Consider the following 14,438-nt stretch of genomic DNA (forward strand, 5'->3'; position numbering starts at 1 on the left):
TTCCGTTAATCCAGAAAAACATGACCAGGGCTAAAATAAGAGGCAGCGCACACATTTCGGGATTAACGGAAGCTGCGCCGGCAAGCACGGCAAAACTCCCGGCCATTCCGCCAATAATAATGTTGGCCCAGCTGCGCCTTTTGAGCCATACCGTATAGAGAACAACATAGACAAAGGCCCCTGAAAAAAGGTGAAGGCTTACCACGTAATTAAGTGTTACCGTTGAAAGAGAGAGCGCCATAATAATAAGAAGGGATGCCATCCAGAAAACAGATTTCGAAGAGGTCACCGCTCCCGCCGTAAGAGGTCTTCTCTTCGTTCTTCCCATCTTTTCATCAATATCCCTGTCAAGATAATGATTAAAGGCGCCTGAACCGGCAGATCCCATCATCATGGCAAGACTGAGGAGAGCCACATTTTGCCATAGTATCGTTTTTCCACTCGTCGTAGCAGAGAGCGCCCCCACAATGGCGCTGAAAGTAATGAGAAAAGCAATTCTCATTTTGAAAAGCGGCATATATTTTTTTATATCAATCATTTTTATACCTCCTGCCCGATAGAAAAGTTTACTCCGGCGATTGAGACGATTCCTTTTTACCCAGAATTGAAAAAAGTACATTATAAACGTAGCTCGCCCCCCCTGCAATGGCAACGAGGCCGCCAATACCCATCATAGTCATACCGGCAATTTTTGCAAAATTATCCAGGCCCTGCGCGGCGCCATAGGTTTTCCTCGCTACCCCGTGCCCCCCTGCCCAGAACATGCCTATAACGAAGAGGAGTTGTCCCACACCATAGATGTAAGGTTGCAGACGTGCCAGCCCGGGACAGGGAACAGGCCTTTTCATGGCAGGCAGAATATAGTAGGTAAGCCCCATAAAAGAGATGGTAACAGCGCCGATAACACCATGATAATGCGCCGGAATCCGGGTATTACTCTCCTGGATGAAAATGGCAAATATGCCGCCCGTTGCAAAGAGGATGATAGAAAAGAAAAGCGCCGAGAAACCGGGTTCCTTCCAGGGCAAAGGTGTCATTTTTGCGCTGTTAATTATCCCTCTTATAACGGCAAAACCGATCAATATAACGGTCGGGCCATAACCGTACTGCATAAGAATAGTAAATGCTACCTTATGATCCTGCGTCCCCCCTTCATAAAAGAAATAGAGAAAAGGAGCAACAAGAATAAAGGGCAAAAAGAGTGCAAATAGAAAAGAACCCCATTTATCTCCAACAGGCGAAACCTTGAGCGTCATTTTGGTAAGGAGTATCCAGGCAACGAGCATTCCAATGGTATTTGAAAACTGGAGGATGTGGCCGCCACCCCAGAAAAAATGCTCCAGGTATATAAACTTCTTCAAACCGTCAGGAAAGGTAAAGTAGGCCAGTTGGTAACAGAGAAGCGCTGAAAAAATGGCCACGCAACATACAACCATAGCAAAGGTTTCAGTCCTGAAAATGTTGTCACCCGCCTTCTTTCCCGACATGTAGGTGAGAACAATATTGATGAGATAAAGAAAAAGTCCCAAAGCAAAGAGAAAAAGGCCTGAGTAGTAAAGGGGATGATCGAGAACGGGAATGTAATTGGTGAACATGGGCGTGCCCAGACCGATCAGGGCGGGAGCAATAATACAGGCGGTTCCCACTGCTGAAACAGCAAAGCCTGCCATACCGAGTTTTATGGAGAAAGTAGACCTTCCCGAAAAACCTGAACTCGTCAGGACCCAGAGAATACCGTTAAAGGTAAGAAACCAGATTACAATAGACAGAACAACGTGGTCTACAAGAGCCACCCTGAAGTAGTCCTTTCCCGGAAGGAAATCCTGTATCTGCGGTGTCCTCGCCATAGCGAGAAGAAAAGCAAAGAGACCTGCAAAAATGAGGGAAACGATGGCAAGCATAAGCCAGGACGTAACCAGTTTCTCGCTCCCCTTGTCAATTTTGAAAATCCCTGTATCCCTACTCATAAAGCTGTCCTTAAATTAGAATGTAAAATTCTTTTTTTTTACCGCCTTTTTTTGGGCACAACTATATAGATTCAGGACAAAATAGTCAAGGATAATGAGGGCTTCCATAAGACATGAAAAGGCCTGAAAAAAGAGGCAAAGGAGAGGTAAAGCACTATGGTTACTATGGATTAGTAATCAGCAGTTAATGAATATTTTTCAAAAGAAAATAAAGATAACTGAACATTCACCCCCAAAAAAGCATTTGAACAGAAATTCTCACTGGATTATTGTGATACAACGGTTCTTTCCAGGATGATATTTCACAGATTTAGAAAAAAAGAATTTAATCTGTGTTAATCATAACTTACCTTTCTTTATCTCGATTTAAATGAGCTTTCCAGGGTTATACTTTACAAAGGAGGCCCTCCTCTTTCAAAAAAAGTAAGATACCAGTCAATTAACAGCTCTCCCCAGAAGAGGTAAATAATCGCACCCAGCGAAAGAAAGGGGCCAAAAGGAAGGGCAAACTTCCGTCCCTTGCCGCTCAGCGCCATAAGCCCTCCCCCAATGACAGTCCCCAGAAATGATGAAGCCATAAGGGTAAAAAGCACTCCCTTCCAGCCGAGAAAAGCCCCCACCATGGCAAGAAGCTTGATGTCTCCTCCCCCCATCCCCTCCTGCCCCGTGAGCGCTTCATAAACAACAGCCACCAGCAGAAGCAGACCGCCACCGGCAACAATGCCGATGAGGGAGTCCAGCCAGGTCAGGTAGGGTAGAAGGAATGAAGCTGCAAAACCAAGCGGTATGGCAGGAAGCGATATAACATCGGGAATAATCCTGTGATCCAGATCGATAAAAGTAATAACAATCAGCAATGAAACAAGGACCAGGTAAATGAGATAACTCAGGGTAGGACCAAAATGTATCATGAGCATGACAGAGGCAAGCGCCGTCAAAAGTTCGATCAGGGGGTATCTGAAAGAAATAGACATCTTGCAATGCCTGCACTTGCCCTGGAGAATGAGATAGCTCAAAAGGGGGACATTATCATAGAACTTTATGCCGGCTCCACAGCTGGGGCAGTGTGAAGGCGGGGAAACAATGGACTGTTTTTCAGGTATCCTGAAGATGCAGACATTAAGAAAGCTTCCGGTAACGGCACCCAGCACAAAAGCAAAGGCAAGAAAAAGCAGAATAAAAGGTAACAATAGACAAAGAACCTTTCAGAAAATGACATTTTTTATTCATAAAAGTAAAAATGAAGATTACCACATTTCATAAGATAAAAAAACCGCTTTAAAGGGGAATTTCAATCTTTCAACCCTGCCATTTACGGGTCTTGACATTAACATGGAGTCGTGTAAACTTATTTTACCTGAAAAAGGTAAAATTCAGACGTTGGGAGGAACCATGGAAAGAACATATAAACAAATCGAACTGATCGGTATTTCGGAGGAGAGTTACGAGCAGGCAATCCGCAATGCCATCAGTAAAGCATCACAGTCATTGAGAGGAATCAACTGGTATGAAGTCATGGAACAGCGAGGAAGAGTTGTGGACGGCAAGGTGACGGAATACCAGGTTATAATTAAGGTTGCATTCAAGCTGGAATGATCCCGGAAAAGGCAGTTGTTTCATGACTTCCAGCGCAAATGCCTGATTCCACAACGCTTCCAGACAATATCCGATTAAGCTGCCGGTGAAACTAAGATTTTTTGAAAGCGCTGTGAAAACAAAGTGCTGCACAATACATTCATACCAACTGTCCTTTCCAAAATAATAAGGAGGATGACATGACTGCAAAGGAAATCATCAAGGCAATCGCTCAACTTCCGGCAGAGGAAAAAGACAAGCTTTTCCTTGCTATTATGGAAGATTTTGAGGATGAGATGATGAAAAGCCCGGCATTTTTCCAACAGGCAACATCCATCATGCGTCAATACATGGAAAAAATGAGAAACAGCGGTATTGATGTCCGTGTTTTCGAAGAAATAGCTAAAAAATAACTTTTCTATGTCTAAACGCTGTGGTAGTATTTTCCCGGGCTTTTTTAAAGGGATATGCGACAGCATCCCCATCCAGGTAAATATTTCAGCAGTGATAAGGAGGCAATGGGAATAAAATTAAATCTCACCGTCAGGTTTTGCCTGCCTTTTTTTTCGGCATTGTTAATTCCATTTATCTGTCAGGCAGCCGACATAGAGGGCCCCAGGGCGTTGGGCCTTGGAGGCGCTTATACAGCTATTGCCGACGGTCCTGACTCTGTGAGAACCAACCCTGCCGGCATTGCAGCAAAAAGAATCTACAGCGCCACCCTTTCCCGCCATAGAACAGACAGTGACACAAATGCCGTTAATGCAACAATTATCGATTATAAAACGACAAATGCTCCGGTAGGAATCAGTTATACGAAAGAAGAACTGCCGAAAAATCAAAGGAAGTATGGCATATTTTCTGTCGCAGCATCAGCGCCGGCATCACTTATCGGAATATCCGCAAAATACTTTTGGGATGAATTGTCAGATAAAGAGGACTATTCCTATGACGCAGGTATTCTCCTTTTTCCCTATAAGGGACTGACTATTGGAGCTGCGGGAAAAAACCTGGAAAAAACAGACCTGCCTCATATTCATAAAAGTTATTCTGCCGGGATAGCCTATAGCTTTAATCATTCCATTACAGCAGCGCTCGATTATACGAAGGATGAAGATGCAATGGAAGATGACGGTATTACGGCCTTTGGCCTGGAATACTTTCTAAAAAAAGATGTCATCATAAGAGGTGGCTTTACAAAGAATGAAATCCGTGATATCGATTATTATTCAGCAGGCATTACCCTTTTTTCGCCAAAGCTCAGCCTTGAATACGGCTACAGATGGGATAAGGAAGATAGCGATAGCAATGTGCAGGCATTTTCAGCGATTTTTTACTTTTAATATTTTCCCTTCCCGGGATGAATTTTAAAACCTAGATGGGATCAATAGTTCATGCGAGGTATTAATTGAAAGGTATTATACTGGCCGGTGGTTCGGGCACAAGGCTCCATCCTATTACACGGGTCGTCAGCAAGCAGCTGATGCCCATATATGATAAACCGATGATATATTATCCCCTGTCTGTGCTTATGCACGCAGGGATTAAGGAAATACTTATCATCTCTACGCCCCGTGACCTCCCTCTTTTCAGGGAACTCCTTGGAGACGGCTCCAATCTCGGATTATCTTTAAGTTACGCCCAACAACCGAGGCCGGAAGGCCTTGCCCAGGCATTTATCATAGGGAGAGACTTTATTGCCGGAGAGCCCGTATGCCTTATCCTGGGAGATAATATCTTTTACGGACATGGACTTATTGAAACATTGAAGAAAGCTGCCGCTATCGACGACGGCGCAATTGTATTCGGTTACTGGGTGAGAGACCCCCAGCGGTATGGCGTCATTGATTTTGATAAAGAAGACAAAGTCCTTAGCATTGAGGAAAAACCTGCCAGGCCGAAATCGCATTATGCCGTGCCGGGAATCTACTTCTACGATGGAAATGCCGCTCTTTATGCATCGGCCCTGAAACCTTCTCCCAGAGGTGAATTGGAAATAACTGATCTTAATATTAAATACCTTGAAAAAAGTAAACTTAGTGTCATCAAGCTGGGAAGAGGGACTGCCTGGCTTGATACGGGAACCCATGAATCTCTCCTTCAGGCGGCAAATTTCATAGAAACCATCGAGCAGCGGCAGGGACTGAAAATAGCCTGCATCGAAGAAGTTGCTTACAGGGAAGGTTTCATTGATGCCGGGCAATTGAAAATACTTGCAGAGCCCCTTATGAAGGGAGGATACGGCAAATACCTCCTGGACATATTAAATGATGATGGTCATCGGGAATGAAGGTAAAAGAACTTGAAATTCCAGGCATACTGCTCATAGAACCAACCGTCCACAGTGACGAAAGAGGCTTCTTTATAGAAACCTACCATGCCGGACGGTATGCAGATTTCGGTATTCCCGACAAATTTGTCCAGGACAACCATTCCAGGTCATTGAAAGGAACCCTGCGGGGACTGCACTACCAGCTTAGTTCTCCCCAGGGCAAGCTGGTTCGCGTAACCAGTGGTGAGGTATTTGATGTTGCCGTCGATATAAGGAAGGGATCACCTTATTTTGGGAAATGGGTTGGTGTTATATTGTCGGCAGAAAATAAACATCAGCTTTATATTCCGGAAGGATTTGCTCACGGCTTCTGCGTAACCAGTGATTCTGCCGAGTTCCAGTACAAGTGCACCGACTATTATGCCCCTGCTGAAGAACGAGGTATCATATGGAGTGATCCCGACATTGGCATAGACTGGACTGTTGAAAAACCTCTTGTCTCAGAAAAAGACGGAAGATTAAAACGCTTATCAGACATGGCAGATGACCTGCCTGTTTATAAGGGGTAAAGTGAAGTTTTTTGTTGTCGGATCAAAGGGGATGCTCGCCTCCGATCTTATTCCGATCCTTGAAAAAGAGGGTCAGGTAACAGGAGGGGACCTCCCTGAGTTGGATATTACAAACCTGGATTCAGTCAGGAAAATACTTACCAGGGTAAAACCGGATATTGTTATAAATTGTGCCGCCTATACGGCTGTTGACAAGGCTGAAGAGGAAAAAGAGAAAGCTCATGCCGTCAATGGGCTAGGCACCGGAAACCTTGCCAAAATATGCAGAGAAATCAAGGCAAGGCTGATCCAAATCTCCACTGATTTTGTATTTGACGGAAAAAACAACAGGCCATACGTGGAAGAGGATGAAACCAATCCCCTCGGTGTTTATGGCGCCTCCAAACTGGAGGGGGAAAATTTGGTCAGAAAAGCCTTGAAAGACTATATTATTATCAGAACATCCTGGTTGTACGGCATCCATGGCAATAATTTCGTTAAAACTATAACACGCCTTGCAGCTGAGAGAGATGAATTAGGTATCGTTTTTGACCAGGCTGGAACACCCACTTATACGGTAGATCTTTCTCACGCAATATTTAACCTTATTACGGCAGAACCGGGTATTTATCACTTCTCCAATGAAGGGGTATGTAGTTGGTATGACTTTGCCTTTGAAGTCGAAGCTTTGCTGAAAAAAAATGGGAGATCATTAAATCTGCTAAATTTAAAACCGATACTTACACAGGATTACCCAACACCGGCAATGAGACCACCCTATTCAGTAATGAACAAAGCAAAATACAAAAGAATTACATCAGAATCTATTCCTCACTGGAGAAATGGATTAGTGAGATATTTTCAACAAGCAAAGGAAGAAGAAAACAAGGTTAATAAGTAGTTTACTTTCCAAGCTACTTATTAACTTTGCAGGAGAGCTGGAAAAATGAAAAATGAATCAAGAACATTCAATACAATTCTCATCACCGGTGGCGCCGGCTTTATAGGGTCCAATTTTGTTCGTTACATACTGTCAACACATCCTGATTGCAAGGTAATCAATCTCGACAAGTTAACCTATGCCGGAAATTTTGAAAACCTGAGAGAGATTGACAACAGCAATAACTACTCTTTTGTAAAAGGTGACATCTGTGATAAAGAGCTTGCAGAAGCGCTCCTGTCGGGAACTCATGAAGTTTTCAGAAAATGGAAAAAAAAAGGACAAACAGGTATTGACTGTATCATCAATTTTGCAGCCGAATCTCACGTAGACCGCTCCATACTCGGTCCCGAAGAATTCCTTAATACTAATATTATGGGAACATTTACCCTTCTTGAAGCAGCCCGCAAGCACTGGGAGGAAAACGATAATAAATATTTCCTCCATGTCAGTACCGATGAAGTTTACGGTTCCCTGGGAGAAAAGGGATATTTTACAGAGGAAACCCCCTATGCTCCGAACAGCCCCTATTCGGCATCAAAAGCGGCATCCGATCATCTTGTCAGAGCTTATCACCACACATATAAACTGAATACTATAACGACAAACTGTTCAAACAATTACGGCCCCTATCAGTTTCCTGAAAAACTTATCCCTCTTATGATCCTCAATGCCCTGGAAGGAAAACCGCTTCCTGTTTATGGAGACGGCAAAAATGTAAGGGATTGGCTCTTTGTAGATGATCACTGTAGCGCCATTGATAGAGTTCTCCATTATGGAAGAAATGGGGAGACCTACAATATCGGTGGCAATAATGAATGGAAAAACATCGATATCGTAAATCTTATTTGCCAGGCTTTGGATGAAATGAGCCCCTCTTCCCCTTTTAAACCTCATGCATCTTTAATTACTTATGTTAAAGATCGTCCAGGTCATGACAAGCGATATGCCATCGATGCATCAAAGATGAAAGAAGAGCTCGGCTGGGAACCTGCCTATACCTTTGAAAAAGGGATTGGGGAAACTATTATCTGGTATCTCAATAATAGGAAATGGTGCGACAAGATAAAGAGTGGTGAGTATAGGAACGACAGTAAAAAATAATATGACATTTTGCTCCATATATTCATATTCTGCTATTAGTACACACTCTATAAACCATACTCATGGGAGGCATTAAAGGAACCAATTATAGGCCCTTAATAACTTCAGGATTAAAACTGTACTATAAGGGAAAAAGAACTCCCAGGTTGTAAAAACATCTTTTCTCATGCCTCTCACTGTGGTAATATCCTGCCTTTGTTTATAGGGATTTTGCAGAATCATCCCATTATAATAATAAATTTATTTCATCAGTGAAAAATGGGGTAATGGGAATCATAAATTTAAAACTTTCCGGTGGGCCTTACCTGCCTTTTTTTTCGGCTATAACATTTCTATTCATCTGCCAGGCAATTTACATTCAGGAATCTAACTCAGCAGAAATGGAGAACGGCACAGTATCCTGTCAGAAGAAAGATTGTATCCTATCCCTAGCAGATTATTCCCCGAATCATTGATAGCTACTTTGGGCAAATAATATCCTGATGAAGGAATCAGCAAAGAGGGTTTCGGAGGCTTATCTATATTTTCAAGAAAACATTTTAATTTTTAAATTAAATACTTCTAAAACTGACTTAATGGATTTAGTTTACTAGTGGATTTTGAATTGAATTTATTTGACTTAACAACTTTATAGCCCTATATTAGTTCAGAACTTGAACGCACGTATATTTCTAAGCATACTACTCTGCCTGAATAAATGGAAATGAATGAGTATCACTTAAAACTTCTAAAAGAGTTGTCTAAAAACAGTTCTTTATCTCAGCGTGACCTTTCTAAAAAGCTCGGTTTGAGTTTAGGGAAGGTTAATTATGTTATCAATGCTCTTCTGGATAAAGGACTTGTGAAGGCAGAGAAATTTAAAAACTCCAGACATAAACTAGCTTATATGTATCACCTTACTCAGGAAGGAATCAAAAAAAAGGTTGATTTGAGCTCCAGCTTCTTGCAAAAGAAAATAAGTGAGTATGATGCCCTGAAAATGGAGATTGAGGAACTAAAAGCAGAGCTTGATGTTGACAGTGCTAATTCAGATGAGAAAAGGTAACGTTAATATCTGAAGAAAAATTCATACTACTTTTGTTTATTAAGAGATTATTTTTACTATTTCGTAATGATTTGTAGCTGATTTCTCTGATCCACCTTAAAAACTAAGAACAAGGTTATTATTTTGCGGTAAGATCATATTGGGAGTGAGTTGATTGTGTTAAACACAGATGTTCTTATTGTTGGTGGAGGAATAATTGGTCTTTCTATCTTAAATGAGTTTAATAAAAGGCACCCTGATTTAAATATCATATTATTAGAAAAAGAAGCTTCCTTAGCGAGACACGCAAGCGGCAGAAACAGTGGTGTAATTCACGCAGGATTCTATTATACGCCGGACAGTTTAAAAGCAGCCTTCACTGTCGAAGGAAACAAACTTTTAACAGAGTATTGTTTGGCAAATGGAATTGCCATTAACAGATGCGGGAAAGTAGTTGTTACAAGGAACGATAAAGAACTTGACACACTGTATGAATTAAAAAAGAGGGGCGATCAAAATGGTGTGAATCTAGAACTTATAGATGACGCTCAATTAAAGGAGCTAGAGTATAATGCTAATACATATCTTAAGGCCTTGTACTCGCCTACAACATCTACTGTAAATCCAGCAGAAGTAGTCAATCATTTAGGTGAAAATTTAAATAAGAAAAAGGGAATTAATATTCTTTTGAGCGAAAAGTTTATAGATCGGGAAAATGCAGCGGTTGTGAGAACCAATAATCAGAGAATTAAGTATAAGTATTTAATCAATACAGCAGGGCTTTATGCAGATAAAATAGCTCATCAATTTGGTGTTGGTAGCAAATATGTTCTCATTCCTTTTAAAGGGCTCTATCTCGAATATAAAGACCATAATCTCGTAAGTAAACATGTATACCCCGTTCCTGATTTGAACAATCCTTTTTTAGGGCTCCATATCACCAAGACTGTCACTAATAAGGTGAAAATAGGTCCAACCGCAATTCCGGTTTTCTGGAGAGAAAATTATCATGGTCTCTCCAACTTTAACATGAAAGAGTTTCTGGAAATTTTTTCCTCGGAACTAAAGTTATTTTACGCAAATGATTTCAATTTCAGGAAGGTTGCTTTTCAGGAAATCAAAAAGTATTTCAAGAGACACCTTATTAAACAATCTTCCCAATTGGTAAAAAAAATAGATGTGAAAAAATTTGGTGACTTTTTAAGGCCAGGTATAAGGGCACAACTGCTAGACAGAGGTCAAAAAAAGCTGGTAATGGACTTTGTCGTAGAACATGGAGAGAACTCTACGCATGTATTAAATGCTGTGTCTCCAGCATTTACATGCGCATTTTCTTTTAGCAAATTCATCGTTGATTCAATCGAAAAAAACTGGCACTTGAAATAGCTTTATTGAAATATTTAATCCGAACAAGGAAAGATCTTTTCAGAAAATTATTTTATTAAATATATCTCAAACTGACTTATAACCATTTCATGGATTTTGGGATTTTAAACATAATATTATGAATTACATTACAGGGGTAAAGTGTGAACTCAGGACAGCAGTTATGGAATAAAGCAGTAAATGTAATTCCCGGAGGTAATGGTCTTTTATCTAAACGACCGGACCGTTATGCTCCAGATATTTGGCCAACATATTTTAGTAAAGCTAAAGGGGTTAATATCTGGGATCTCGACGGAAACCGATATATAGATATGTCCTATATGGGCATAGGTACGGCAATCCTCGGCTACAGTGATAATGACGTTGATAATGCTGTTAAACTTGCTATAGATGAAGGTGTGAATACTACACTTAATGCACCTGAAGAGTTTTATTTAGCTGAGAAACTTTTAGAATTAAATCCTTTTGCTGGTAGCGTAAAATTTGCCCGAAGCGGTGCTGAAGCAATGACTATAGCTATTCGAATTGCGAGGGCTTATACAGGAAAGTGTAAAGTAGCTTTTAGTGGCTATCATGGCTGGAGTGACTGGTATCTTGCTGCAAATCTAGCAGGTATCGATAATCTTGAGGGTCATTTGCTACCCGGATTACCTCCAAAAGGAGTTCCAAATGAATTAATCAACACATCAATGCCTTTTGAGTACAACAACATCAATGAGCTAAAAGCTTTGATAATGAAGAATCCCGATGTGGGTGTGATTGTTATTGAAGGTGCGCGGCATAATCTTCCATCTTTAGAATTTTTAAATGAAATTGCTTTGATAGCAAGCGAAAAAAATATTGTTGTAATCGTTGATGAAATCACTTCCGGATGGAGGATAACCGATGGAGGTGTATACAAAACAACTGGTTTTGTACCTGACATCGTTGTTTATGGCAAAGCACTTGGAAATGGCTTCGCTATTTCTGCTACCGTTGGCAAGAAGACAATAATGGACGTTGCTCAGGATACTTTTATCAGTAGCACTTTTTGGACGGAACGAGTTGGTTTTGTTGCGGCATTGGCCACAATTCAGAAAACAACGGAAAATAAAGTATGGAATCACTTGATTGATATTGGAACAAAGATAGGGAAGGGCTGGAAGATACTAGCTGAAAAACATAACATTAGAATAGAAATATCAGAATTTAAACCTCTGATTACTATGAAATTTAAATATGGTGAACAAAATGCATCTATAGAAACACTCTTTACACAGGAGATGCTTAAACGGGGGTACCTTGCTACAACGAGTGTTTATGCTTCTTATGCTCACACGGTAGAGATTATTGAAGAATATCTGGCTAATGTTAGCAAAGTATTTGAGATAATTTCTCAAGCCATTCATAACGATACCGTATCAAAAATGCTGGAAACAAGAATTAAGGAAGGGGGCTTCAAGCGACTGACGTGAAAAATGTATTGGTTACTGGTGCAGATGGATTTATAGGAAGCCACCTTACTGAAATGCTATTATCCGAAGGTTATAATGTCAAAGCATTTGTTATGTATAATTCTTTTAACTCAAGGGGATGGATTGATACTTTTTCAGAGGATAAACAAGCAAAGATAGAAACCTTTGCTGGAGACATCCGGGACCCAAATGGTGTCAGAGAAGCTGTGAAAGGTGTAGATACTGTTTTCCATTTGGCTGCATTAATTGGCATTCCTTATTCTTATCACTCTCCTGATTCTTATATAGATACAAATATTAAAGGAACATTAAATGTGCTTCAGGCTTCCAGAGATTACAATGTTGGACGAATTATTGTCACCTCTACCTCGGAAGTTTATGGTACTGCTCAATATGTTCCTATAGATGAAAAACACCCCTATCAAGGTCAATCCCCCTATTCGGCTTCCAAAATAGGTGCCGATAAAATAGCAGAGTCATTTTTCCGCTCTTTTAATGCACCGGTGGTGATAGCCAGACCGTTCAACACTTACGGACCCCGACAGTCTGCACGTGCAGTTATTCCAACAATTATCACCCAATTATTAACGGGCAAGAAGGAAATTAAGCTAGGTTCACTTCATCCTACAAGGGATTTGAATTATGTTGAGGATACCTGTCGAGGATTTGTTGCACTTGCAAAATCTGACAAGGTTATTGGTAAAGAAATCAATATCGGCACGGGAAAGGAAATATCCATAGGGGCTCTAACAGACTTGCTAATTGAACTTACAGGTTCAAGGGTAAAAATAATTTCAGATGATCATAGAGTGAGACCTGAAAAGAGTGAAGTAGAAAGACTCCTTTGCGATAACACTTTAATAACTGATTTGACAGGATGGGAACCTGATATTTCACTGGAAGAGGGCCTGCTTAGAACAACTGAGTGGTTTAGAAACGAAAATAATATAGCCCATTACAAGAGTGACATATACAATGTCTAATAATAAAACTTTGAGGATTTCTCTTTCAGAGCCATCAATCTCAGGTAATGAATGGAAATATGTAAAAGAATGCCTCGATACAGGATGGGTTTCCACTGCAGGTAAATTTGTAGACCTTTTTGAGAGAAAGATTTGTGAATATACAAATTCCGGGCATGCTGTAGCCTGTATTAACGGGACCTCTGCCCTGCATATTGCATTAAGAGTTGTTGGTGTACAATCAGGAGATGAAGTCATTGTCCCTGCACTGACATTTATAGCTCCAATTAACGCTGTCAGGTATTTAGATGCTCATCCTGTTTTTATGGATTGCGATAATTTTTATAACATTGACATTGAGAAAACAATCAACTTCATCACAGAGGAAACAGAATTAAAAAATGGAACTACATATAATTGTAAAACCAAGCGAAGAATCTCAGCAATAATCCCGGTCCATATCTTTGGAAATGCGGTTGATTTGGAAAAACTGTTGAAATTATGCAGAGAAAGAAATATCAAAATCGTAGAAGATGCGACAGAAAGCCTTGGCTCAGTTTATACAAGAGGAGAAATTGTTAAGAAGCATACCGGAACTGTTGGTGATATTGGGTGTTATTCCTTCAATGGAAATAAAATCATTACTTCCGGTGGTGGTGGGATGATTGTAACTGATAATGAAGAATATGCTAAAAGAGCAAAGTACCTGACTACCCAGTCAAAAGATGATGCCCTTTACTTTACTCATAACGAAGTGGGATACAACTATAGATTAACAAATATACAAGCTGCGATTGGAGTTGCTCAACTTGAACAACTACCTGAGTATATAAACATAAAGAAGAAAAATTATGAAAAATACAAATCTAAAATTGATATCATTAAAGGTTTGCATCTCTCAGAGGTACCATCTTACTCCATGTCCAACTATTGGTTTTATTGTTTGCAGGTTGAAAAAAAGGAGTATGGCATAGGAGCAAATAATTTAATGCTATACCTGAGAGAACACAATATTGATACCAGACCGGTATGGCAGCTGAACCATTTGCAAAAACCTTATCAAAATTGTCAGACTTATAAAATTGAGAATGCAAATCGATTGCAAAAAAAATCTTTAAATATTCCTTGTTCCGTAAGTTTGGATAGTATGCAGATGAAAAAAGTTTTAAATTGTATTTGTAATGCCAGCCCTATTCTTAAATAAAG

15 protein-coding genes are annotated in these 14,438 nt (G+C 40.4%); 12 read left to right on the forward strand and 3 right to left on the reverse strand.

Going from position 1 to position 14,438, the window contains the following annotated elements:
- The 3 genes from OEV42_13680 to OEV42_13690 form a co-directional block, all read right to left on the reverse strand.
- A partial coding sequence (locus OEV42_13680) for a UbiA family prenyltransferase (GenBank protein ID MDH3975326.1) occupies positions 1-538 on the reverse strand: 538 nt, incomplete at its 3' end.
- 28 nt (positions 539-566) lie between these two features.
- Positions 567-1,967: a cbb3-type cytochrome c oxidase subunit I gene (locus OEV42_13685; protein ID MDH3975327.1), complete on the reverse strand. Its 1,401-nt coding sequence runs from the start codon at positions 1,965-1,967 to the stop codon at positions 567-569.
- A gap of 392 nt (positions 1,968-2,359) precedes the next feature.
- Entirely contained in the window at positions 2,360-3,157 is a 798-nt protein-coding gene (locus OEV42_13690) for a prepilin peptidase (protein ID MDH3975328.1), read from the reverse strand.
- A gap of 202 nt (positions 3,158-3,359) precedes the next feature.
- Here OEV42_13690 and OEV42_13695 point away from each other — a divergent pair, with 202 nt between their 5' ends.
- From OEV42_13695 to OEV42_13750, 12 genes are all read left to right on the forward strand, one after another.
- Positions 3,360-3,563, forward strand: coding sequence for a dodecin family protein (locus tag OEV42_13695; protein ID MDH3975329.1), 204 nt, complete (start codon positions 3,360-3,362; stop codon positions 3,561-3,563).
- Between the two features lie 179 nt (positions 3,564-3,742).
- A complete protein-coding gene (locus tag OEV42_13700; GenBank protein MDH3975330.1) occupies positions 3,743-3,955 on the forward strand; it encodes a hypothetical protein in 213 nt (70 codons plus the stop codon).
- Positions 3,956-4,060: 105 nt separating this feature from the next.
- The gene (locus tag OEV42_13705) at positions 4,061-4,885 is read left to right on the forward strand and encodes a hypothetical protein (protein MDH3975331.1); all 825 of its coding nucleotides are present in this window, start codon (positions 4,061-4,063) and stop codon (positions 4,883-4,885) included.
- A gap of 65 nt (positions 4,886-4,950) precedes the next feature.
- Complete coding sequence (gene rfbA, locus OEV42_13710) at positions 4,951-5,832, forward strand: glucose-1-phosphate thymidylyltransferase RfbA (GenBank protein MDH3975332.1); 882 nt, start codon at positions 4,951-4,953, stop codon at positions 5,830-5,832.
- Positions 5,829-6,383, forward strand: a complete 555-nt coding sequence (gene rfbC / locus OEV42_13715) for a dTDP-4-dehydrorhamnose 3,5-epimerase (protein MDH3975333.1) — start codon at positions 5,829-5,831, stop codon at positions 6,381-6,383. Before rfbA ends, rfbC begins: the two co-directional genes overlap by 4 nt.
- A 1-nt stretch (position 6,384) precedes the next feature.
- Positions 6,385-7,263, forward strand: coding sequence for a dTDP-4-dehydrorhamnose reductase (rfbD, locus tag OEV42_13720; protein MDH3975334.1), 879 nt, complete (start codon positions 6,385-6,387; stop codon positions 7,261-7,263).
- A gap of 45 nt (positions 7,264-7,308) precedes the next feature.
- Positions 7,309-8,406 (forward strand): dTDP-glucose 4,6-dehydratase, encoded by a 1,098-nt coding sequence (rfbB, locus tag OEV42_13725; GenBank protein ID MDH3975335.1) that lies wholly within the window; start codon positions 7,309-7,311, stop codon positions 8,404-8,406.
- Positions 8,407-9,109: 703 nt separating this feature from the next.
- A complete protein-coding gene (locus OEV42_13730) occupies positions 9,110-9,451 on the forward strand; it encodes a MarR family EPS-associated transcriptional regulator (GenBank protein MDH3975336.1) in 342 nt (113 codons plus the stop codon).
- Positions 9,452-9,607: 156 nt separating this feature from the next.
- On the forward strand, positions 9,608-10,816 hold the full coding sequence (gene lhgO / locus OEV42_13735) for an L-2-hydroxyglutarate oxidase (protein ID MDH3975337.1): 1,209 nt from the start codon (positions 9,608-9,610) through the stop codon (positions 10,814-10,816).
- Positions 10,817-10,959: 143 nt separating this feature from the next.
- A complete protein-coding gene (locus OEV42_13740; protein ID MDH3975338.1) occupies positions 10,960-12,270 on the forward strand; it encodes an aminotransferase class III-fold pyridoxal phosphate-dependent enzyme in 1,311 nt (436 codons plus the stop codon).
- Positions 12,267-13,253: an NAD-dependent 4,6-dehydratase LegB gene (locus OEV42_13745; GenBank protein ID MDH3975339.1), complete on the forward strand. Its 987-nt coding sequence runs from the start codon at positions 12,267-12,269 to the stop codon at positions 13,251-13,253. Before OEV42_13740 ends, OEV42_13745 begins: the two co-directional genes overlap by 4 nt.
- Positions 13,246-14,436 carry a LegC family aminotransferase gene (locus OEV42_13750; GenBank protein ID MDH3975340.1) on the forward strand — a complete coding sequence of 397 codons (1,191 nt, stop codon included), beginning with the start codon at positions 13,246-13,248 and terminating at the stop codon, positions 14,434-14,436. Before OEV42_13745 ends, OEV42_13750 begins: the two co-directional genes overlap by 8 nt.
- Positions 14,437-14,438: the final 2 nt, after the last annotated feature.

This window comes from Deltaproteobacteria bacterium (genome assembly GCA_029860075.1).
GTDB lineage: Bacteria > Desulfobacterota > JADFVX01 > JADFVX01 > JADFVX01 > JAOUBX01.

Bases quoted from the DNA above. Each gene is read 5' to 3' on its own strand.
- OEV42_13685 (MDH3975327.1), bottom strand. From the start codon at position 1,967: ATGAGTAGGGATACAGGGATTTTCAAAATTGACAAGGGGAGCGAGAAA.
- OEV42_13695 (MDH3975329.1), top strand. From the start codon at position 3,360: ATGGAAAGAACATATAAACAAATCGAACTGATCGGTATTTCGGAGGAG.
- OEV42_13700 (MDH3975330.1), top strand. From the start codon at position 3,743: ATGACTGCAAAGGAAATCATCAAGGCAATCGCTCAACTTCCGGCAGAG.
- OEV42_13705 (MDH3975331.1), top strand. From the start codon at position 4,061: ATGGGAATAAAATTAAATCTCACCGTCAGGTTTTGCCTGCCTTTTTTT.
- rfbC (MDH3975333.1), top strand. From the start codon at position 5,829: ATGAAGGTAAAAGAACTTGAAATTCCAGGCATACTGCTCATAGAACCA.
- rfbB (MDH3975335.1), top strand. From the start codon at position 7,309: ATGAAAAATGAATCAAGAACATTCAATACAATTCTCATCACCGGTGGC.
- OEV42_13730 (MDH3975336.1), top strand. From the start codon at position 9,110: ATGAATGAGTATCACTTAAAACTTCTAAAAGAGTTGTCTAAAAACAGT.
- OEV42_13750 (MDH3975340.1), top strand. From the start codon at position 13,246: ATGTCTAATAATAAAACTTTGAGGATTTCTCTTTCAGAGCCATCAATC.